22 protein-coding genes are annotated in these 20,846 nt (G+C 63.6%); 11 read left to right on the top strand and 11 right to left on the bottom strand.

From position 1 onward, the window contains the following. Nucleotides 1-519, bottom strand: a complete 519-nt coding sequence (locus AC0L2M_RS08175; protein WP_473534541.1) for a hypothetical protein — start codon at nt 517-519, stop codon at nt 1-3. Continuing rightward, the gene (locus AC0L2M_RS08170; RefSeq protein ID WP_287210962.1) at nt 516-1,241 is read right to left on the bottom strand and encodes a DUF2259 domain-containing protein; all 726 of its coding nucleotides are present in this window, start codon (nt 1,239-1,241) and stop codon (nt 516-518) included. The genes AC0L2M_RS08175 and AC0L2M_RS08170 overlap by 4 nt, the downstream gene beginning before the upstream one ends. Nucleotides 1,242-1,482: 241 nt before the next feature. Between AC0L2M_RS08170 and AC0L2M_RS08165 the strand changes: the two genes are divergently transcribed. Next, nucleotides 1,483-1,737, top strand: a complete 255-nt coding sequence (locus tag AC0L2M_RS08165) for a DUF2171 domain-containing protein (RefSeq protein ID WP_023798236.1) — start codon at nt 1,483-1,485, stop codon at nt 1,735-1,737. A 23-nt stretch (nt 1,738-1,760) separates the two neighbouring features. Here the strand turns inward: AC0L2M_RS08165 and AC0L2M_RS08160 are convergent, their stop codons facing one another. Together AC0L2M_RS08160 and AC0L2M_RS08155 are read right to left on the bottom strand one after the other, a co-directional pair. Then, nucleotides 1,761-2,762, bottom strand: a complete 1,002-nt coding sequence (locus AC0L2M_RS08160; RefSeq protein WP_473534656.1) for a P1 family peptidase — start codon at nt 2,760-2,762, stop codon at nt 1,761-1,763. Then, nucleotides 2,762-3,847 (bottom strand): branched-chain amino acid ABC transporter substrate-binding protein, encoded by a 1,086-nt coding sequence (locus AC0L2M_RS08155; RefSeq protein WP_473534540.1) that lies wholly within the window; start codon nt 3,845-3,847, stop codon nt 2,762-2,764. Before AC0L2M_RS08155 ends, AC0L2M_RS08160 begins: the two co-directional genes overlap by 1 nt. 191 nt (nt 3,848-4,038) lie before the next feature. Here AC0L2M_RS08155 and AC0L2M_RS08150 point away from each other — a divergent pair, with 191 nt between their 5' ends. The 7 genes from AC0L2M_RS08150 to AC0L2M_RS08120 all read left to right on the top strand — a co-directional run bounded on the left by AC0L2M_RS08150 (nt 4,039) and on the right by AC0L2M_RS08120 (nt 10,429). Then, the gene (locus tag AC0L2M_RS08150) at nt 4,039-4,533 is read left to right on the top strand and encodes a flavin reductase (protein WP_473534539.1); all 495 of its coding nucleotides are present in this window, start codon (nt 4,039-4,041) and stop codon (nt 4,531-4,533) included. Nucleotides 4,534-4,565: 32 nt separating this feature from the next. Continuing rightward, complete coding sequence (locus tag AC0L2M_RS08145) at nt 4,566-5,495, top strand: AAA family ATPase (protein WP_287228940.1); 930 nt, start codon at nt 4,566-4,568, stop codon at nt 5,493-5,495. Between the two features lie 3 nt (nt 5,496-5,498). Then, complete coding sequence (locus tag AC0L2M_RS08140; RefSeq protein WP_287237543.1) at nt 5,499-6,749, top strand: vWA domain-containing protein; 1,251 nt, start codon at nt 5,499-5,501, stop codon at nt 6,747-6,749. Nucleotides 6,750-6,777: 28 nt separating this feature from the next. Further along, nucleotides 6,778-7,116, top strand: a complete 339-nt coding sequence (locus AC0L2M_RS08135) for an XdhC family protein (protein ID WP_027154201.1) — start codon at nt 6,778-6,780, stop codon at nt 7,114-7,116. Nucleotides 7,117-7,183: 67 nt separating this feature from the next. Further along, nucleotides 7,184-7,888, top strand: coding sequence for an XdhC family protein (locus AC0L2M_RS08130; protein WP_287237546.1), 705 nt, complete (start codon nt 7,184-7,186; stop codon nt 7,886-7,888). Continuing rightward, on the top strand, nt 7,885-9,507 hold the full coding sequence (locus AC0L2M_RS08125; protein ID WP_287237549.1) for a molybdopterin-binding/glycosyltransferase family 2 protein: 1,623 nt from the start codon (nt 7,885-7,887) through the stop codon (nt 9,505-9,507). The genes AC0L2M_RS08130 and AC0L2M_RS08125 overlap by 4 nt, the downstream gene beginning before the upstream one ends. 31 nt (nt 9,508-9,538) lie before the next feature. After that, nucleotides 9,539-10,429, top strand: coding sequence for an alpha/beta hydrolase family protein (locus tag AC0L2M_RS08120; protein WP_473524533.1), 891 nt, complete (start codon nt 9,539-9,541; stop codon nt 10,427-10,429). Here AC0L2M_RS08120 and AC0L2M_RS08115 read toward each other — a convergent pair. Then, complete coding sequence (locus tag AC0L2M_RS08115) at nt 10,426-11,475, bottom strand: DUF1176 domain-containing protein (RefSeq protein ID WP_287237551.1); 1,050 nt, start codon at nt 11,473-11,475, stop codon at nt 10,426-10,428. The two genes, AC0L2M_RS08120 and AC0L2M_RS08115, sit on opposite strands and share 4 nt — an antisense overlap. Nucleotides 11,476-11,599: 124 nt before the next feature. On the opposite strand from AC0L2M_RS08115, the gene AC0L2M_RS08110 reads away from it, so the two are divergent. Continuing rightward, the gene (locus tag AC0L2M_RS08110; protein WP_287237552.1) at nt 11,600-12,106 is read left to right on the top strand and encodes a DUF1993 domain-containing protein; all 507 of its coding nucleotides are present in this window, start codon (nt 11,600-11,602) and stop codon (nt 12,104-12,106) included. Between the two features lie 43 nt (nt 12,107-12,149). Here the strand turns inward: AC0L2M_RS08110 and AC0L2M_RS08105 are convergent, their stop codons facing one another. Then, nucleotides 12,150-12,314 carry a hypothetical protein gene (locus AC0L2M_RS08105; protein WP_023798224.1) on the bottom strand — a complete coding sequence of 55 codons (165 nt, stop codon included), beginning with the start codon at nt 12,312-12,314 and terminating at the stop codon, nt 12,150-12,152. Nucleotides 12,315-12,560: 246 nt separating this feature from the next. On the opposite strand from AC0L2M_RS08105, the gene AC0L2M_RS08100 reads away from it, so the two are divergent. Next, nucleotides 12,561-13,628 (top strand): aldo/keto reductase, encoded by a 1,068-nt coding sequence (locus tag AC0L2M_RS08100; protein ID WP_473534538.1) that lies wholly within the window; start codon nt 12,561-12,563, stop codon nt 13,626-13,628. A gap of 59 nt (nt 13,629-13,687) precedes the next feature. Next, the gene (locus tag AC0L2M_RS08095) at nt 13,688-14,953 is read left to right on the top strand and encodes a cysteine desulfurase-like protein (RefSeq protein ID WP_473534537.1); all 1,266 of its coding nucleotides are present in this window, start codon (nt 13,688-13,690) and stop codon (nt 14,951-14,953) included. An 18-nt stretch (nt 14,954-14,971) separates the two neighbouring features. On the opposite strand, the gene AC0L2M_RS08090 is transcribed toward AC0L2M_RS08095, so the two are convergent. The 5 genes from AC0L2M_RS08090 to AC0L2M_RS08070 all read right to left on the bottom strand — a co-directional run bounded on the left by AC0L2M_RS08090 (nt 14,972) and on the right by AC0L2M_RS08070 (nt 20,696). Next, entirely contained in the window at nt 14,972-16,003 is a 1,032-nt protein-coding gene (locus tag AC0L2M_RS08090) for a histone deacetylase family protein (RefSeq protein ID WP_473534536.1), read from the bottom strand. Between the two features lie 8 nt (nt 16,004-16,011). Next, a complete protein-coding gene (locus AC0L2M_RS08085; RefSeq protein WP_473534535.1) occupies nt 16,012-16,515 on the bottom strand; it encodes a GNAT family N-acetyltransferase in 504 nt (167 codons plus the stop codon). Between the two features lie 226 nt (nt 16,516-16,741). Then, the gene (gene kce / locus AC0L2M_RS08080) at nt 16,742-17,671 is read right to left on the bottom strand and encodes a 3,5-dioxohexanoate:acetyl-CoA acetone transferase (RefSeq protein WP_473534534.1); all 930 of its coding nucleotides are present in this window, start codon (nt 17,669-17,671) and stop codon (nt 16,742-16,744) included. Between the two features lie 3 nt (nt 17,672-17,674). After that, nucleotides 17,675-19,054, bottom strand: a complete 1,380-nt coding sequence (locus AC0L2M_RS08075) for an aminotransferase family protein (protein ID WP_287237561.1) — start codon at nt 19,052-19,054, stop codon at nt 17,675-17,677. Nucleotide 19,055: 1 nt separating this feature from the next. Beyond that, nucleotides 19,056-20,696, bottom strand: a complete 1,641-nt coding sequence (locus AC0L2M_RS08070; protein ID WP_473534533.1) for a N,N-dimethylformamidase beta subunit family domain-containing protein — start codon at nt 20,694-20,696, stop codon at nt 19,056-19,058. Between the last annotated feature and the right edge of the window lie 150 nt (nt 20,697-20,846).

Raw genomic sequence — 20,846 nt, 5'->3', positions numbered from 1 at the left:
TCAACGCTGCTGCCGCGCAAACCAGATGCTGGCGAGAGCAAGCGCGATGAAACCGAGCGGAAAATAAAGCCGGATGCCCAGCACGATGAATTGATAGAACGCCGTCGCCATGGTGTGCACGAACTGGATGGACCAGCCAATGGTCAGTGCAGGTTCATGCCACTGGGCATAGTAGGAACGGTATTGCAGCGCAAAGAGCCCACCGGTGAAGCCGATCGTGGTGGCAAGAAGGCAGACAAAGGCGGCCGCCAAGGCTACTTGCCAATGCCGCCCGAGCGAGACGAGCCGCGCCAGGAACAGGCCAACCGGAAAGGCGAGCGCACCGCCCGCCGCATAGAGCAACGAGACGAAGCGGATATTTGCCGGGGTCACCCGGTCGTCCAGCAGCAGATTGACAAGTGCGCTGGCGCCCATCGCTGCGGCCCACAGCAGCGCGCCGCAAACTGCGGCGGACGGCGACGGCAAGGCCTTGCGGATGCGATCCAGGACGCTGTTGCGTATGGCGGGGAGCGACGTCACAGCCGGCCGGTCACCGCGATCCAGCGATAGTCAGGCCCTTCGAAGCCGTACTGGCGCACCGCGATCAGCACGGCATAGGCGCTGAGGCCCTGCATGGAAAATGTCTGCACCGCGCCGATCCGATAGCCGTTCGGGCAGCCCCTGCTTTTGGGGATCGACTTGTCTTCGTGCAGGAGTTCAGTCTTGCCGCCGCCTTTCGCCTCGATGCGCATCAGGCGAAAGCCGTTGATCTCGCCAAGGTTTTGGCAGGTTTCGGTATCGTTCATGCCGATCTCGTCGAGCCGGAACTCGAGCGGATCATCGACCGGCGAAAAGATCGGCCGCGGGTTGACCACCATGCGGAACGGATCGGCCGAAAGCTCGGTCACCGGGTTGGAGCCGGCGGTGATGCCGCGATTCGCGGTCAATTCCGCCTGTTTGATGATAGCTTCACCTTTCTGCCGGGCTGCAAGGCGCGCCGCATCGAGCGTTGCGTTCTCGTCGTCAAGCCGCACCCTGATCGGCGTGCCCTTGAGAAAACTGTCGTCGGCGGTATTGATGTAATAGCGATTGGCATAGGGAAACCCCGACCCGTCCTGGACGCCATACTCCTCGAAGACGAAGGCGCCGCCATCCCCGGTGAAGCCGAGGATTTCAAGCTCGGCAACATCGCCGGCATGCGCAGCGAGCGAAGTTGCAAACTGGGCAAGGAGGGACACAGCAAACAGGACGAGAATTCGCATCGGATTTCCGTTTGAGCAGCCAGCGTTGTTTCGATCACTATCACGACATCGTCAAAACGTCGTGCGCTCTGAGACGCAACCCGATGCATCCAATCGTGCCGTCATTTGTTTATGTTGGCAGCTTCACCGCATCGACCCGAAAATCGGAATCGATTTTCGGAAAGTACGATGCGTTGATTTAAAGTGTTAGAGCGTCCTTTGCGCGGCCAAGGACGCGCGGCGCTCTAATGGAGAACCCACAATGACCGATGCAGCCAGCATTCGCGAACATATGGAAGTGATCGGCGCCGACGGCGTCCATGTCGGCACTGTCGACAAAGTTGAGGGACAACGAATCAAGCTGACCAAGCGCGACAGCGGCGAGGGCGCCCACAGGGGGCATCACCACTTCATTCCGCTCAGCCTCGTAGCCGAAGTCGAGGGCCAGAAAGTCCGGCTGTCGGCAAATTCGGATGTCGCGGTCACGTTCGAGGAAGAAAAATCCGACCCCACCTGATGACGGGCCGCGGCAGCCCGCATTCAGCGCGACGACCAGACCGGAAACAGGTCGCCATCGGCGGGCGTCGCGGCAAAGACGCCGCGGCTGATGGCGCGCGCCATGGTGGCGCCGGCCGCGGCGTAAAGCTCGATGGCGTCGTTGGGCGCGAGCTCGATGCCGCTCTTGCCGGTCGCCAGCGCGAAAACCAGATCTCCGTCGGCCGGCGTATGTGTCGGCCAAATGGCGCGCACGAAGCCGTCATGCGCTGATATCGCCAGGCGTTTTGCGGCGGCCTTGGTGAGAAGGGCGTCCGTGGCGATGACGGCGATGGTCGTGTTGCCTCCGACGTGCTTGTCGCGAAATTTCAGCAGGATCCTTTTCGCGTCCTTCGGCATCGGCGTGGGATAACCGAGCCCGCCGAACTCGTCGCCGATCTCGAAGGGCGCTGCCCAGAAGTGCCTGCTACGGGCGATCGTCACCGAGCCGGTCGGATTGACAGCGGCGAGTGCGCCGATGGTGACGCCGCTGTCGAGCACCGTCGAGGCCGATCCGAGGCCGCCCTTGAGGCCGGAACTCAGGGCACCGGTGCCCGCGCCGACCGTGCCGAGCGCAAAATCGATGCCGACTGCCTGTGCCGCCTCATAGCCGAGATCGCGGTAGGGCGGATAGCGGCCCCAGTCCTTGTCGCCGCCGTTGCGCAGGTCGAACAGGATCGCCGCCGGCACGATCGGCACGCGAAAGCCGCCGACCTCTACGCCGATGCCGTTTTCGCGCAGTGCCGCCTGTACGCCGGATGCGGCATCGAGGCCGTAAGCCGAGCCACCCGAAAGCACCACGGCATGGATCGCCTCGATCGAATTGTGCGGATCGAGCAGGTCGGTCTCGCGGGTGCCTGGCGCACCGCCCAGGATCTGGACACCGGCCACCGCCGGTTCGTCGCAGACGATGGTGGTCACCCCGGACTTCAGCCTAACATCGGAAGCGTTGCCGACGCGCAGGCCGGCGACATCGGTGATGAGATTGCGCGGCCCTGTCCGAAACATCATTTGGCCTCCGCCGGCACGAAATGTGCGCCGTTGAAACGGAAGACCCGATAGAGGTTCTCGGTCAAGTCGCCCTTGCCGTCAAAGCGGATGGGCCCGATCGCGGAGCTGAAGTCATGCGCGGTAAGCGCATCGGCCAATGGCTTGCCGGAGGTTTCCGCCAGCGCCGTCGCCGCTTCGGCGATCTCGACCGCCGCAAAGGCCGGCAGCGTGTAGCCGTCCGGCACGATGTTTTGTGCGGCAAAGCTTTCGAGCACCCTGGAGTCGGCGACATCGGCCCATTCGGGCGGCGCAATCATCAGCGTGCCCGTGGCATAAGGCACGTCGCCGGGCGGTGTGCGCAGCGCTTCGCCGCCGGCAAAAATGATGCCGGCATCGAGTTGGCCGGCGTCGCGGCCCATGATGGCGATGTCTTCGCCGTCGCCGCCGGCGAAGACATGCGTTGCACCGGCCTTCCTCAGCCGCCCGATCAGTCCGATCTGGTTGTCGAGCTGCGGCCTGAATGTGTCGACGAACACCGGTTTCAGCGCCGCCTGCTCGGCTGCCGCCCGAAGCGTCTCGGCGATTTCGCGGCCGTAAATCGTGCCGTCGTCGATGATGGCGAACAGCTCGTTCTGCCATTGGCGGGTGAGATTGAAGGCGACGGCGTTGCGCTCGTCATCGCCGCGCGGCCCGAGCCGAAAGATCGGCCAGCCGGTCTTGGCGCGCCGGTCGGTCAGGCTTTCGGTGCGCACGCCGACGGTGATGACCGGTATGTCGGCGTCCTTCAGGATCGGCAGTGCCGCCTCGATCGCCTCGGTGCAGAGGAAGCCGACGACCACGCCGACTTTCGACGCAACGAATTTCCTCGCCGCGGCAGCCCCGCCATCGGCCGTGCAGGCGTCGTCGACAACCTTGAGTTGAGCACCGTTCGCCGCTGCCGCCAGGCCGGCGCCCGCCTCGATCTGCTTGCCGAGGGTCGCCGACGGCCCGGACAGTGGTGCTGCGACGCCGACCAGCAGCATCTCAGCGTTCGCATCACCGGCGAGAGACAGCCAAGCCAGCACCGCTATTGTCGTTGTCGTGCCTATTGTCCGGGGTCGCATGCGAGCGAAGATTTCCTCCGCGCCGGTCGCGTGTTTGCCGGCGCCACTTCCTGCCAAGACCTAAAGGCTGGTCAGCTTTCACGCAACACGCGAAATTCAGGATGCATGTCAACCACTTCGCTTGTGGCATGCAATATCCCGCCATATATAACGGTTGGGTTCATCTCGCTTCAAACCAATGGAAATCGCCGGTGCTGAAGAAGAACGACATAGGGCCGCAGGCCTATCGCGACGCGATGGCCCATTTTGCCGGCCACGTCCATGTGGTCACCACCGATGGTTCCGCCGGCAGGCGGGGTGCGACTGTCATTGCAGCCTGTTCGGTGTCGGACACGCCGCCGACCATCCTGGTCTGCCTCAATCGCGAAAATCCCAAGAACGAGCCGTTCGTGAAGAATGGCAGGTTCGCCTTGAACGCGCTGGCTTCGGACCAGGAGGCGCTGTCGGTCGGCTTTTCCGGCCTCACCGGCCTGCCCGTCGAGGAACGCTTCGCGCTCGGCGAGTGGGATATGATCTCGACCGGCGCGCCGACGCTGAAGGGCGCGCTCGCCGTGTTCGACTGCGAACTGATCGACACCAAGGATCTGGCCACCCACCGTGTGCTTTTTGGCAAGGTGACAGGCCTGCGCACCGGCGATAATTTGCGGCCGCTGATCTATCACGACCGCGGCTATCACGCTCTGTAGAGGCCCTGGATGGCTGCACCCACGGAGAAAGAATGACCGAGTTGAAACCGCGTCCCGCACCGCGGACGATCGATGAGACGCTCGATCTGCTGACCGGTGCGGACTATGTGGCAGACCGGTCGCTGGCGACCGTGCTGTTTCTATCGCTGCGCATGAAGCGGCCGCTGTTCCTTGAGGGCGAGGCCGGCGTCGGCAAGACCGAGATCGCCAAGGTGCTGGCGCAAGCGCTCGGCCGCCGGCTGATCCGCCTGCAATGCTATGAAGGCCTCGACGTCTCGTCCGCCGTCTACGAGTGGAACTACGCCGCGCAGATGATCGAGATCCGCATGGAAGAGGCGGCCGGCAAGGTCGACCGCTCCGACATGGAGCGCAACGTCTTTTCCGAAAAATACCTGATCCGCCGCCCGGTGCTCGACGCACTGACCGGCAAGGCGGGCGCCGCCCCGGTCTTTCTGATCGACGAGCTCGACCGCACCGACGAGGCCTTCGAGGCATTCCTGCTCGAAATTCTCTCCGACTTCCAGGTCACGGTGCCCGAGCTCGGCACGATCAAGGCGGAGGAGCCGCCGATCGTCATCATCACCACCAACCGCACCCGCGAGATCCATGACGCGCTGAAGCGCCGCTGCCTCTATCACTGGGTAGACTACCCGAATGCCGAGCGCGAGCTGGAGATCGTGCGCAGAAAAGTACCGCAGGCCAACAGCCGGCTGTCGGCAGAGGTGGTTTCGTTCATACAGAAGCTGCGCCAGATCGAGCTGTTCAAGGTGCCGGGGGTTGCCGAGACCATCGACTGGGCCAGCGCGCTGACCGAACTCGACAAGGTGGCGCTCGATCCGGAAACCGTTTCCGACACGATCGGCGTGCTGCTGAAATACCAAGACGACATTGCCCGTATAGAACAGGGCGAAGGCCGGCGCATCCTCAACGAGGTGAAGGCCGAGCTTTCGGCGGCGGAGTAGGCGATGGCAACGCCGCATCCCGAACCGAAAGAGGCCACGCCCGATGGGAGGATCGCCGATAACATCGTCTATTTCGCCCGCACCCTACGCAAGGCCGGCATGCGGGTCGGCCCGGCCTCGGTAAAGGATGCGATCGAGGCGGTGCTTGCCGCCGGTATCGGCTCTCGCGACGATTTCTACTGGACGCTGCACGCCGTACTGGTGTCGCGGCACGAAGATCACCCTACCTTCGACGAGACTTTCCGGCTGTTCTGGAAATCGCACGAGCTGATCGAAAAGATGCTGGCGATGTTTTCGCCGGTGGCGCCTGATATCAGAGAGAAGCAAAAGCCGCGGGCTGCGGAAAACCGCGTCAGCCAGGCAATGTTCGAGGGCCACCAGAAGAACCAGCCGGTGCAGGAAATCCCCGAGATCGAGGTCGACGCTCGCTTCACGTTTTCCGGCAACGAGGTGCTGAGGGGCAAGGATTTTGCCCAGATGAACGCCGCCGAGATGACTGACGCCAAGAAGGCGATCGCCGAGTTGCGGCTGCCCTTCGACATGGTCAGGACACGGCGTTTCAAATCCAACGCGCATGGCCGACGTATCGATCCGCGCGCCATGATGCGTTCGGCCGCGCGGACAGGCGGCGAACTGATCCTGCCGAAATTCCGGTCGCCGCGCGAGGTTCACCCGCCGCTGGTCGTGCTTGCCGATATTTCCGGTTCGATGAGCCAGTACACGCGCATTTTCCTGCATTTCCTGCATGCGCTGACGGAAAAGCGCCGGCGCGTGCACGCCTTCGTCTTCGGCACCAGGCTGACAAATCTGACGCGGCAGATGCGCCATCGCGATCCTGACGCGGCACTCGCCGATTGTTCGGCGGCGGTGATGGACTGGTCGGGCGGCACCCGCATCGGCGATACGCTGGCCGAATTCAACCGGTTGTGGTCGCGGCGTGTGCTGGGGCAGGGTGCGGTGGTTCTCCTGATCACCGACGGGCTGGAGCGCGACGACGTTGCCGGCCTGTCGGAGGAAATGGAGCGCCTGCGCAAATCCTGCCGGCGGCTGATCTGGCTGAACCCGCTGCTGCGCTTCGACGGCTTCGAGGCGCGCGCCCGCGGCGTCAAGGCGATGCTGCCGCATGTCGACGAATTCCGCTCGGTGCACAATCTCGATGCGCTCGCCGACCTGTGCGCGTCGCTGGACAAGACTTCGGCGCGCTCCGTCGACCCACGCAGATGGATTGAGGGTGGCGCGAGAGACGCCGCATAGTCATATGTTTTCTCCGGGAGAAACGGTGATGGAAAACAGCATTTATCTCGATGAGGCCCGCGATCCGCTGATCATCGCGGAAGGCTGGATGAAAGACGGCAAGGATGTCGCCATTGCCACCGTGGTCGAGACCTGGGGCTCGGCGCCGCGCCCGGTCGGCAGCCACCTTGTCATCGACGCGGACGGCAATTTCCACGGCTCCGTCTCTGGTGGCTGCGTCGAAGGCGCGGTGGTCACCGAGGCGGTCGACGTCATCGACAGCGGCAAGGCCAAGATGCTGGAGTTCGGCGTCGCCGACGAGACCGCCTGGCAGGTCGGCCTGTCCTGCGGTGGCCGCATCAAGGTCTATGTCGAGCGGTTGGGTTAGAAGCATGATCCCGCAAAGTGGGAACCGGTTTGCCGACAAGAATCATGCTTAAACAAGAGATATTTCGATGGATCCCTACGCGCTGAAAACGCTGAACGCCGAACGCCGCGCCCGCCGCGCGGTGATCCTGGTCACCGATCTCGGCGATGGCCGCGATCGCATCGTGAGGGAGGGCGATCAGGTCGCCGGCGAATTGGGCGCTGCGATCGCCAAGGCGTTTCGATCAGGCAATTCCGGGTCGGTCGAGGCGGAAGGGCAAACCTTCTTCCTCAACGCCTACCTGCCGCAGCCGCGCCTGGTGGTGATCGGCGCAGTCCATATCAGCCAGGCACTGGCGCCGATGGCCAGGATCGCCGGCTACCCCGTGGAGATCGTCGATCCGCGCACGGCCTTTGCCACCGCAGACCGCTTTCCCGACGTCGCGCTGCATGCCGAATGGCCGGAGGATATCCTGAAGCGCCAGCCGCTCGACAGCTATACGGCGCTGGCCGCCGTCACCCATGATCCGAAGATCGACGATTTCGCGCTGAAGGCGGCGCTCGACGCCAACTGCTTCTATGTCGGTGCGCTCGGCAGCCGCAAGACCCATGCGAAGCGGGTTGAGCGCCTGCTGGCATTGGGCGCGACCGCCGACCAGATCGCCCGCATCCACGCGCCGATCGGTCTCGACATCGGTGCGGCGAGCCCGGCCGAAATAGCTGTGGCGGTGTTGGCGCAAGCGATCCAGGCGTTTCGTTCGCGCGGCCACGAATCCAAGGAAGCGGTGGCGTGAAGTTTGGGCCAATCCCCGTAGATACGGCCGAAGGCGCAGTGCTGGCGCATGCCACCACGGCCGGAGAACGGCGCTTGCGCAAGGCACGCAGGCTGAGCGCCGAGGATGTGACTTTGCTCAAGTCAGCAGGGATTTCGCAGGTCGTCGCGGCCGTTCTTGCTCCCGATGATTTGAGCGAGGACGCTGCCGCCGAAAAGATCGCCGAAAGCATGATCCATCGCAATGTCGAGGCGAAGCCCGCCGCGACCGGCCGGGTTAATCTGCACGCCCGGGCGGCCGGTATCTTCACGGTCGATGCCGCGATGATCAACGCCATCAACGCCGTCGATCCGACCATCACCATCGCCACGCTGGCGCAGCACGCACCGGTCGAAAATGGCCAGATGGTCGCAACCGTGAAGATCATTCCCTTCGCCGTTGCTTCTGCCCTGGTCGATGCGGTGGCAAGGATCTGCGCCAGCGGCGAGATCTTTGCCGTCAATGCCTATCAGCCGGTGCGTGTCGGCGTCATTCAGACGGTTCTGCCCGGCATCAAGCCGAGTGTGCTCGACAAGACATTGCGGGTCACCGAAGCCCGTCTTGCGCGCTCAGGTGGCCGGCTGACGGCCGAGCGCCGCACGCCGCACGAAATTGGCGCCGTTGCGGAGGCTGCGGGCTCGCTGGCGCGTGACAACGATATTGTGGTGATCTTCGGCGCCTCGGCGATGAGCGATTTTGGCGACGTCGTCCCGGCAGCGATCGAGAAGGCCGGCGGCACCGTCATCCGCGCCGGCATGCCGGTCGATCCCGGAAATCTCCTGGTGCTCGGCGCGCTTGCCGGCAAGCGCGTCATCGGCGCGCCGGGCTGCGCCCGCAGCCCCAAGGAGAACGGCTTCGACTGGGTTCTCGACAGGTTGATCGCCGGTCTCGACGTGACGGCCAAGGATATTGCCGGCATGGGTGTCGGCGGTCTGTTGATGGAAATCCCGACCCGGCCACAGCCGCGCGAGCCGCTGCCGGCGCCAAGGTCTGAGAGTGCCGAGTTGAAGGTCGATATCGTGCTGCTGGCCGCCGGCCGCTCCAGCCGCATGGGCGGCCCGAACAAGCTGCTGGCGCTGTTCGACGGCCAGCCGCTGGTGCGCCGCAGCGCCGAGCGCGCGCTCGGCTCCAAAGCTTCGGGCACCGTCATCGTCACCGGCCATCAGCGTGAGCGTGTGCGCGCCGCGTTGTCGGGACTGGATGTGACTTTCGCCGATAATCCGGATTTCGCCGAGGGCCTGTCTTCATCGCTGAAGGCCGGCATCGCGCGGGTCAGAGCCGATGCTGCCGGCGCCATGATCGTGCTTGGCGACATGCCTGGCATCGCGTCAGCCGACCTCGACAGGCTGATCGATGCATTCCGCAAATCCGAGGGCCGATCGGTGGTGCGGGCCTCGCATGAGGGAAAGCGAGGCAATCCTGTGTTGCTGCCGCGTTCGCTGTTTGCGGCGATCGCTCATCTGGAAGGCGATACCGGCGCGCGCCATTTGGTCGAGGCCGAAGGGCTCGATGTCATCGATGTCGAGATCGGCAAGGCAGCGTCCATCGATGTCGACACCCCCGAGGCGCTGGCAGGCGCCGGCGGCGTGCTGCAGGATTGACAAACCGAGGCCGAAAAACGATGCCTGTGGGATGGCTGTTCGTACCGTCCTATCCCCCTGCGCCCTTCTGACTTCAATATTTTTCTTGTTTTCTTGCGCCGCTTACGCCGACGTCCTCACGCTAAAGCCCTTCAAAGACGATCTGTTCGCCTATCCGGCCATCCTCTCGTCCGAGGGCGCCTATACAGTCGTCGACTATCGCGAGCTGCGCGATATCAACGCCCGCGACCAAGTGCCGGAGCGCCGCGCGCAGGCGCAGTATGTCGACACCGGTGTGCGCAAGGTGCAGCAGGATCTGCTGCTGAAGACCGACGCCGGCAATATCCGCCACGTCGCCGTCGGTCGCACGCAAGGCGCCGGCATCATCGTGCTCTATCTCCACGGGCAGGGCGGCAGCCGTAAGCAGGGCGTCGACGATTTCACCTTCGGCGGCAATTTCAACCGCATCAAGAACCTGATGGCCGGCAATGGCGGCCTCTATCTGTCACCGGACTTTTCCGATTTCGGCGACACAGGTGCTGCCCAGATCGCCGCGCTGATCGGCCACTATGCCGAACGGTCGCCGGACGCGAAGATCTTTGTTGCCTGCGGCTCGATGGGCGGCGCACTGTGCTGGAAGCTGGCCGCCCGCAAGAATACTGGCGGCCGCATCGGCGGGCTGCTGCTGCTCGGTTCGCTGTGGGATGAAAGTTTCCTCTCGAGCCCGGCCTTCAGCCGCCAGGTTCCGGTCTTCTTTGGCCAGGGCAGCAAGGACCCGGTGTTTCCAGTCGAGAAACAGGAAGCCTTCTTCCGTTCGATCCTGGCCAAATCGAAAACCTATCCGGCTCGCTTTGTCCGCTTCGAGACCGGCACGCACGGCACGCCGATCCGCATGACCGACTGGCGCGGCACGCTTAACTGGATGCTGTCGAAGGCCCCTTAAGGCGGTGTGTTGTAGTCCACCACTGTCTGCGGATTGATCTCGCCGTCATAGGAGGCGTCGACATCGTACTGCACCAGCGAGAAATTGCCGTTGCGAAATAGATACGTGCCGGCCGACGCGGCATCGCCGACACCGCGCCACTTGTTGAGCGACGAGATCGTCTTGGTGGCGTCGTCATACTCGGAATTGACCAGCTGGTCGTCGGTCTGGAAGCCGGTGACGTTGATCGCCTCGACCTTGCCTTCGCTATCGTTGTTCTCATAGTGGATATCGAGTTCCGGCGAGGCGAACTGCAGCTGCCGGACGCCTGACACATCGTCGTGGACATAGTAGACGGCACTCTCATTGTAGGCAGCCATCGAGCAGAAGAAGCGAAACAGCCGCGTCTCGCGTTCGGGCTGATCGGCCTCGGCGCCGGCATCCTTGTAGCGCAGGGAGTAGGCGTCCGGCTCTGCCAAGGGCTCGCCGCCAGGCATTTCCTTGTCGCACTGGTCGCCATAAGTGGCCGCAAACGCATTCTTGGCTTGCTCCAGCGCGGCATCCTTCTTCGGTGGCGGCGGTGCGTCGCCGCAGCTTGCCGGCACGGCGTCCTCGAATTCGGCCTTGGACGGTTTCAGCGCGCCCTTGTCGATGAAGATCGGGCGGAATGGCGGTTCCTGGATCGAGGCGTTGACCTGGCGCAGGGTGTAGCAGCCGGCAAAGACATTTTCGCTGCCGTCCTTGGCTGTCGCCCGGATGGCGACCGGAACATTGTAATAGATGCTGCCGGCCGCACCGTCTTCGGACACGCCACCGGTTTTGACCTCGACCCTTTCGGTGCCGTCATAGCCCTTGACGAAGGCGTCGAAATCCTGGACCGGCTTGGTTTCGCCGAAATAGTCCCAGGCGCGCGCGAATTCTTGCCGGTTGATGGCGCTGTAGAACGAGCGGATGACCGCTTCGGCGTCCGACCTGTCGTCGACATAAGGCGCTTCGGCGGCGAGCACCGGTTGGCCTGTCACGGCAAGGGAGAAAAAAGCGGTCGCTGCAAAAAGGGCGCTTCTCATCGGGAATCTCCACCGGATGGGAAATCCTATCATAGCGATTGCGGCGACGTGGTGACGCTTGAAGAATCGCCTGCGCAGGCGCTAGGTGCCGCCGTCGGCGTTCCCGCCGGGATAGGAGATTCACGTGACCATATCGATGTACGAAGCGTCCATTCCGGTGTTTTCGGCCAGGTTGAAGGCGCTATCCAACGTGCTGAACATCGCCGAGCAAAATGCGCTCGACCGCAAGATCGATCCGCAGGTGTTTTTGACGTCCAGGCTGGCGCCGGACATGTATGCGTTGACCAGGCAGGTGCAGATCGCGACCGACCACGCCAAGGGCGCGCCGTCGCGGCTTGCCGGTCGCGAGGTGCCGAAATACGAAGACAACGAGGCGAGCTTTGCCGATCTCCAGGCGCGCATCGCCAAGACCGTCGACCTTCTGGCGACATTCGCGGCTGCCGATATGGACGGCTCCGATGACAGAATGATCGAGCTGAAGCTTGGCCAGCGCGAATTCTCGATGGCCGGCATGCAATATCTGCTGCATCTCGCCATGCCCAATTTCTATTTCCACGTGACCACGGCCTACGACATCCTGCGCCACAATGGCGTGCCGCTGAGCAAGGCGATTTTCATGGGATCGCGTTGAAGAATAGCGAGGAGATATCCCGGTCGAGCCGGGATATCCGTGACTAACGTGAGGACATTTCGCGGGCGACGCGCGGAAAATCGGCCGGTTTGATGCCGATGTCGGCACGGTCGGCATTGCTCATCGAATGAAGCAGCGCCAGAGCCGCGCGGTAGCGCAGATGTTCCTGCGGACGCGGACGGGCGAACATTTCAGTGAGGAAACCCATGATTCAAGCCCCTGGTTGGTCCTCCCAAGCCCCAATATAGGCAAACCGTGACAATTGTGCAGTGCAGCATTAGCATGGCAGCCATGCCGCCCTGATTTTTTGACGTCGCCGAGCGCCCCCTGCTTCGGCCTCTCGAAAAAGTCGCTGGCCACTGGCGCCCGGGTTGGAGACAGCCCGCGCATTCCTGTATGCTGCGGCTTCCTTCCCGCGCAGCCGCGCAAAAGAGTTCCCGCCGGAGAAATTACCATGCAAAAACGCCGCCTTGGTCGGACCGATCTTCTTGTTTCCCAGATTTGCCTGGGATCGATGACCTGGGGCCAGCAGAACACCCAAGCGGATGGCCACGCCCAAATGGATCTGGCATTTTCGCGCGGCGTCAACTTCATCGACACCGCCGAGCCCTACCCGATCCCGCCCAAGGCGGAGACGCAAGGCTGGACCGAGAAGATCATCGGCAGCTGGATGAAAGCGAAGGGCAACCGCGATCAAGTGGTCATCGCCTCGAAGGTGGTTGGCCGCACCGCCAACACATGGTTTCGCGGCAACCGCCCGTCGAAGCTGGTGCGCGCCGACATCTTCGATGCCGTCGAAAAATCGCTGACCAGGCTCAACACCGATTATCTCGACCTTTACCAGATCCATTGGCCGGAACGGGACGTGCCATGGGGCGCCAATCCGAACCGCGTCGGTGCCGTGCCGCTGCGGACAGATTCCGCCGGTGCACCGGGCGGCGAGACGCCGATCACCGAAACGCTCGCCGTCTTCGAAGAATTGGTGAAGGCCGGAAAAATCCGCCATTTCGGCCTGTCGAACGAGAGTTCCTGGGGCGTCATGCGGTTTATCGGCGAAGCCGACAAAGGCGTCGGCCCGCGCCTGGCGTCGCTGCAGAACGCCTATAATTTCGTCAACCGCGGCTTCGAGGTGAACCTTGCCGAGGTCTGCGAGCGCGAACAGGTTTCCCTGCTCGCCTATTCGCCGCTGGCGCAAGGCTACCTGACCGGCAAATACGATCATGGCGCGCGGCCGCAAGGCTCGCGTTCTCAGCTTTTCAACCGTGGCCAGCGCTACGAGACGCCCAATGCCGCGGAGGCGCAGCTCCAGTATAACGAACTGGCGCGCTCTTTCGGCATGGAGCCGGCATTGTTTGCCAACGCTTATGTCACGAGCCGGCCCTTCGTCACTTCGAGCATCATCGGCGCGACGACCCTTCCGCAGCTCGAAATGGCGCTGTCTTCCGCTGATGTCGTCTGGACCGAGGATATGCAGAAGGCGGTCGATGCAATCCACCAGCGTGTCGGCAACCCGTGTCCGTGAGCTGCTTTCCGGCTCTGTAGGTGTGACTGCCAAACGATTTCAGTAGGGAGGGGGAAAAAGTGAATTTTCCGATTGAGGTCGTGCGCGAGAAATTTCCGGCACTGTCGCTGACCGACAAGGGCCGTCGCCGCATCTATCTCGACAACCCTGCCGGCACGCAGGTGCCGCAGGCGGTCGCAGACGCGGTGTCACGTTGCCTGCTGACAACAAACGCCAATCTCGGCGGCTTCTTCGAAACCACGATCGCGGCGCAACAGATCGTCGATGACGCCCATGCGGCGATGGCCGATTTCCTCGGTGCTGCAAGCCCGCAGGAAATCATCATCGGCGCCAACATGACGACGCTGACTTACCACATGTCGCGCACCCTCGGCCGCACGATGAAACCCGGTGACGAGATCATCCTCACCCGTATGGACCACGAGGGCAACGTTTCGCCGTGGCTGCAGCTCGCCGAAGATCTTGGCCTTGTCGTGCGCTGGCTGGCTTTCGATGAGCAGAGCTGGCAGATCGAGGAGGCGGCGCTTGCTGCGCTGCTCACCGACAGGACGCGGCTTGTCGCCTTGAACTACGCCAGCAATCTGACCGGCTCGATCAACCGGGTGAAGGCGCTGACCCGCATCGCCAGGCAGGCCGGCGCGCTGGTCTATGTCGACGCCGTGCAGTTCGCGCCGCACGGCCTGATCGACGTCAGGGATCTCGGCTGCGATTTCCTGGCCTGCTCGGCCTATAAATTCTTCGGGCCGCACATGGGCATAGTGTGGGGCCGGCTGAATGTCATCAACGCGCTGACACCGTACAAATGCCGCTGTTCGTCCAACGCTCTGCCGGAGCGGTTCGAACTCGGCACGCCGCAGATCGAGTTGATGGCCGGCCTGAGCGCCGCGGTCGATTATTTTGCGGAGCTGGGCGCCGCCGCCGGTGAGGATGGTTTGCGACGTGCCAGGATAGGCAAGGCGTTTGAAATTTCAATTGCTTACGAGAACAGGCTGACGCAAAAGTTGATCGACGGGCTGTCGGCTATTTCAGGCCTGACCATCCACGGCATCACCGATCCGGCGCGCTTCGGAGAGCGCGTGCCGACGGTCTCGTTCACTGTCGACGGCATCGTGCCGGAGACGATCGTGCGGCAGATGAATGCGGAAAACATCTTCCTGTGGTCCGGCCACAACTATGCCTGGGAGATCGTGCACCAGCTTGGCATTCCGGCCGAGCAGGGTGTCGTGCGCATCGGCATCGCCCACTACAATACGGCGGCCGAGATCGATGAGACGCTGGAGAGCGTGCACCGGGTTATCGCCATGCTGCGACAGGAGCGACTCTGAAGCGGCATCCGGCTGATATTAGCGTTTCTTGCCGCCGCCGAACCCGGTGAGGAACGCAGTAAGATTGTCGCCGAATTCGTCGCAGAGATAGCCACCTTCCTGGACGATGACCGTCGGCAGGCCGCAGCCCACAATGGCCTCGCCGATGCGCGAGAAGCCCTGCGTCGTCACCGACAGACCGCCGAACGGATCGCCTTCGAAGGCGTCGAGGCCGAGCGCCACGACAAGCGCTTCCGGCGCAAAGGAGTGGATGCGCTGGAACGCCACGTCGAGTGCTTCCAGGAACGCGGCATCGCCGGATTTGCGCGCCAGCGGCAGGTTAAGATTGTAGCCGAGACCAGGCCCTTCGCCGCGTTCGTCGGCATGACCCCAGAAGAACGGATAGAAGCGCAGGGGATCGGCATGCAGCGAGACGGTGAGCACGTCCGGCCGGGCATAGAAAATGCCTTGCGTGCCGTTGCCGTGATGCAGGTCGACGTCGAGGATCGCCACCCGCGCAGCTTGCTTGCGCAGCACCTGTGCCGCGACCGCCGAATTGTTGATGAAGCAGAAGCCGCCGGCGACGTCGGCAAAGGCGTGGTGGCCGGGCGGACGGCAGAGCGCATAGGCAGCCGGCGCGCCTGACATCACGCCCTCAGCGGCCTCGACCGCGCTCCAGGCGCTCCACAGCACGCTCCGCCACGTCTCGCCGGAGATCGGGCAAGCGGTGTCGGCCATGTGGTAGCCGGCCTGGCCGACCGCCGAGGCCGGATAGGAGCCGCCCCGGGCGATCGGATGGATGTTGGGGATCACTTCGGCCGAAGCGCCTTCGATTCGCTGCCAGCGCGCGAAGATGTGCTCGAGAAAATCGAGATATTCGGGCGTATGCACAGCGGCAACCGGACCAAGCCCGTGATCTCTCGGCCGTTCGATCGTGCAGCCGGCAGCCTCGGCGCCGGCGAGCAGCCGTTCGACGCGCTCCGGCTTTTCCGGATTGGGCTTTTGGGCGCCGCTGGAGAGGAACGCCTTGGGATCGTGGCGCTTCTGCTCTTCGGCATAAAAGGCTTTCATGATTTCCCTCATTCCTCTGGTGCATCGGCGAAGGCAAAGAACGCGTCGCCGACGATCTTCTGCACCTGCTCGTAGCTCGACCAGGCAATGCCCAGCCTTTCGTAAAAGGCCTTGGCGGTTTCATTGTCGCTGTCGACGGACAGTCTGAGATAGGCGCCGCCGTCCTTCCGGCATTCTCGGGCGACACGCCGCAGCAGGCGTTCGCCGATCCTGCGGCCGCGAAACCGATCTTCGACATAGAGATCCTGCACATAGACGCCGGGCCGCCCCATCCAGGTCGAGAAGATCGGGAAATGCAGGCACAGGCCGGCAAACTCGCCGTCGACTTCGGCGATCAGAGTCGAGAAGGCAGGTTTTTCGCCAAAGCCACAGGTGCGCAGGTCTTCGGGCGTAGAAGTGATTTCCTGGTGTGCGCCGGTATGCGCGCCAAGCCGCAGGATCGCGGCATGGATGGTTTCGACGTCGTCGATGCGGCCGGGGCGAATGAGGACGTTTGTTGATGGCGTAGTCACGACAGGCAGGGCGCCCAGGCACCCCCCTCTGGCCTGCCGGCCATCTCCCCCTCAAGGGGGGAGATCGGACGACACGAATGCTTTCGCCAACTACCAACGTTGCAAAGACGGGCACAGCGGCGAAGCTGCCAATCTCCCCCCTTGAGGGGGAGATGCCAAGTGGTGGTAAAGAGGGCAGGACAGAGGGGGGTGGGACGGAACGCAAGCATCTCAGGCCATAACCATCTCAGAACGCCACCCGGTCACCGCCCTTGAGCGCCAGCATCTCGCGCGCCTCGGTGGGCGTGGCGACGTCCAGCGACAGCCCGTCGAGCACGCTGCGGATGCGGCGCACCTGGTCGGCATTGGACTTTGCCAGCTGGCGGCCGTCGTAAAGGCTGTCCTCCAGCCCGACGCGGACATTGCCGCCCATCGCCGCCGCAATCGCAATCATCGGCATCTGGTGGCGCCCGGCGGCCAGCACCGAAAACTGGTAGCTGTCGCCGAACAGTTTGTCGGCGATGCGCTTCATATGGACCAGATTGTCGGGATCGGCGCCGATACCGCCGAGAATGCCGAACACGAACTGGATGAACAGAGGTCCCGACACCAGACCTCGATCGCGAAAATGCGCCAGTGAATAGAGGTGGCCGACATCGTAGCATTCAAATTCGAAGCGTGTGCCGCAGCCCTTTCCAAGTCTTTCGAGCACGGTCTCCATATCGGCAAAGGTGTTTTTGAAGATCGTGTCGCGGGTCGCTTCCAGCAGTTTCGGCTCCCACCCGTGCTGCCACTCCCTTGACCGGTCGAGCATCGGGAACAGCGCGAAATTCATCGAGCCCATGTTGAGCGAGCACATTTCGGGCTCGGCCCTGAGTGGTGCGGCCAGCCGCTGGTCGAGCGTCATCAGCGAGGAGCCACCGGTGGTGATGTTGATCACCGCTGATGTCGCCTGCTTGATGCGCGGCAGGAACTGCATGAACACATCAGGATCGGCGGTCGGCCGCCCGTCCTTCGGATCACGGGCGTGAAGATGCAGGATCGAGGCGCCGGCTTCGGCAGCCGCGATCGCCTCTGCGGCGATCTGGTCCGGCGTCACCGGCAGATGCGGCGACATCGACGGCGTGTGCACCGACCCGGTGACGGCGCAGGTGATGATGACTTTTCGCGGCGCCATGGCTCAGCCTTCGACCGGCAGGTCGAGTTCGCCGGCCAGCACCTGCAGCGAGTCACCGATGATGGCGACGATCTCGCCGATCTGCTCGGCCGTGACGATCATCGGCGGCGCCACCATGAAATTATCGCCGTCGACCCCGCCCTTGACCTTTCGCCCATAGATGATCAGGCCGCGCTCATAGGCGAGGTCGAGCAGGCGCTGGGTGGCCTTCTTCGCCGGTGCGATCGGCCGCAGCGTATCGGGGTCGGCGACCATCTCGGCGCCTAGCAGCAGTCCCTTGCCGCGCACGTCGGCGACGAACGGAAACCGCTTGGCCAAGCCCTTCAACTCAGCCATCAAAAGATCGCCCATGCCAGCCGCATTGGCGATCAGGTCGAGACGGTCCATTTCGCCAAGCACGGCGAGCCCGGCGGCGCAGGCGAGCGGATTGCCGGCATAGGTATGGCCATGCTGGAAGCCGCCGGAGGCGAGCAGCGGCTGCACCAGCCGCATGGATGCCGCCAGCGCGCCGAGCGGCGCATAGCCCGAGCCCAGCCCCTTCGACAGCGCGACGATGTCGGGCTTGCAGTCAAAATGGTCGCCGCCGAGGAATTTACCGGTGCGGCCGGCACCGCTCATCACTTCGTCATGGATGAGCAGGATGCCGTAGCGGTCGCAGATTTCGCGGATGCGCGGATAATAGCTGTCCGGCGCCACCAGCGCCGCGGTGGCAGCGCCGCCGACCGGCTCCATGATGAAGGCGAGCACGCTTTGCGGCCCCTCTGCGAGGATCTTCTCCTCCAGCATGTCGGCGTAGCGGACGCCGCGCTGTTCCATCGAGAGATTGTCGCGGTCGCGCCAGGCTGCCGGCGCCGGCACGGTCGGCATGACCTGCATCATCGGCGCAAAGGTTTCGGCCAGCGCATCGTCGCCGGTGACGGCGAGCGCCCCGAGCGTGCCGCCATGATAGGATGGAAAGCGCGTGATCACCTTCCAGCGGCTGGCCTGTCCGGTGGCGACAGCCCATTGCCGCGCCAGCTTGACGCAGGATTCCGTCGCTTCCGAACCGCCCGAGACAAAGAAGATGCGGTCTAGGCCTTCGGGCAGCTTTCCGGCCAGTTCCCGTGCCAGGTCCTCGGCCGGCTCGTTCTCGAAATGCAGCCGGTAGGCGAAGGTGGCGCGATCCATCTGCCGCTTCATCGCATCGAGCACGTTGCGGTTGGAATGACCGATATTGGCGACCATCGGTCCGCTCGACCCGTCGATGAAGCGGCGGCCGTCCTGCGTCCAGATGTAGATGCCTTCGGCGCGGTCGACCAGCGGCCGGCGCAGGCTGGACAGATAGAACAGATGCGACGGCAGGCGGGTCTCGGTATCCGGGGCAGGGGTCTGGGACTTCAGCATGTCAGGACTTTCCGAGATAGCGGTCGAGTACATTCCTGGTGACGCGCTCGACCATCGCGTCCTGCCTTAGCAGGCCGGCGACCCATTCGCAGCTTCCGGCGTGAAACACCTCGCCCTTGCCGCGCCGGAAATTGACGATCATGCCGTTGCCGCGCTTGACCTTGTCGAGATTGGCGTCGCTCGCCTCGCCGAACAGCGTTTCGGCGGTGAAGCGTCCATCCTCGTCGCCGAGAAACTGGTGTTCGAACGGGATGTCGGCGCTCTCCTCGACTTGCGCAGCCATGCCGACCGCAAGGATTTCCAGCCCATCCGGCGCGCCGCTTTCGGGCGTCGGGTAGGGCAGGCCGCCACGGATCTCGTGGTCGAGCCCGTCGACCTCATAGCCATAGACATGGCTGTCGGCGCCGAGCAGGTCGCCGTAATAGATGCCTGTGCCGGCGAACGCCCAATGCTCAGGCCGGTAGACCGGAAAGCCGCGCACGCCGCGCGGCGCGCATCCGCCCCAGCCGGCGTAGATGCCCCTGGTCGCATTGAGCCCGAAGGTCGTCGCACCCGGCCGGCCGATTTCCGGTGCTTCCCAGGAGTTGGTGGCGCGGGTCACGTCGCCGCCGCGATAGGCCGGATCCTCGGCGCGGGCGCGGTATTTGTAGCAGACCTGCCGGCGGCCCTCGTCCTCCAGTCTGGTCTGCCACATGAAATTGCCGGCGAAGCGCGCCGCATGGCCGCCGCGCTCGACATAGGCGTCGACAGCGTCGCGCATCTCCCAGGTCCAGTATTCGTCATGGCCGACGAAGGCGACGCAGTCATAGCCGTCGAGGATTTCGGGCGAGAAATGCAATTCGTGCTGGCTGGCAAGGTCGACCGCATAGCTGGCACGCTCGGCAAAACGAAAGAAGTGGCTGTCATAGCTTGCCCAGCCGGAAGAGGCATATTTCTTGGAATGGCCGGTGGCGAAGGCCCATTCCATATGCGGATAGCGCGGCACGGTTTTGGGCGGGACGGCGACCTCGAGCGGCACGCGCGGCGCCTCCTTCGGCAGATCAACAAAGCCGCGGCACCATGGCCGCTGCGTCGACACCATTGGGGCATACTGGTCGCGGTTCGGGCCGGTGATGCCTTCGTAATGATTAGAGCCGCCCCAGGTGTTGTAGGCAAGCCAGGTGCCGGTGGCCGCGACCTGCAGCACACCACCGCGTTGCTTGCCGGGCTGCGGGGTAACGATGAAAAGATGGTGGCAGCGGACCGGCTTGGCATCGCGGCCATCCGCCGTCAGCGTGACGCGGTAGGCGCCGGACGGCCAGTCGTCGCCGACGCGGAATTCAAACGACGCGTCCCAGCCGCAGCCTAGGACCGAACATTGGTCGGGTGTATCCTGCCAGCGTGCCGTGATCCCGGCCTTCTCGAACATTTTCGTCTCGATGCCGCCGTCGCGGACGATCGCCATGCTGAAGCTGGAGGCCGTCGAGCTGACATGCAGCGTCACCGTCTCGCCCCGACGGTATGAGAAACGGTCGCTGTAGCACCAGATCTCGCCATGTTCGCCGTCCATGCCCGGCCATTCCCAGTAGTGGCCGCGCACCGCTTGCCGGCGCTGGTGGGGCGTCAGTCCGAAATCGGGGAATTCGGTCGGCAAGTCAGTCATGGCTACCGGCATGATCGAAGATGGCCATTTCGGCCATCTGCTCGGCAAGCGTCAATCGGAAACGATCGGGCCAGCGATAGCTGACAGCCGGCCTTGGCCTTGCCTGTCAAACCGACTATCTCTCAAAAGGCGGCCTTTTCCGCCGCGGGA

The sequence above is a fragment of the Mesorhizobium sp. WSM4806 genome (assembly GCF_055811635.1).
The sequence above is the reverse complement of the archived record's forward strand: the minus strand, read 5'-3'. Positions and strand labels throughout refer to the sequence as shown.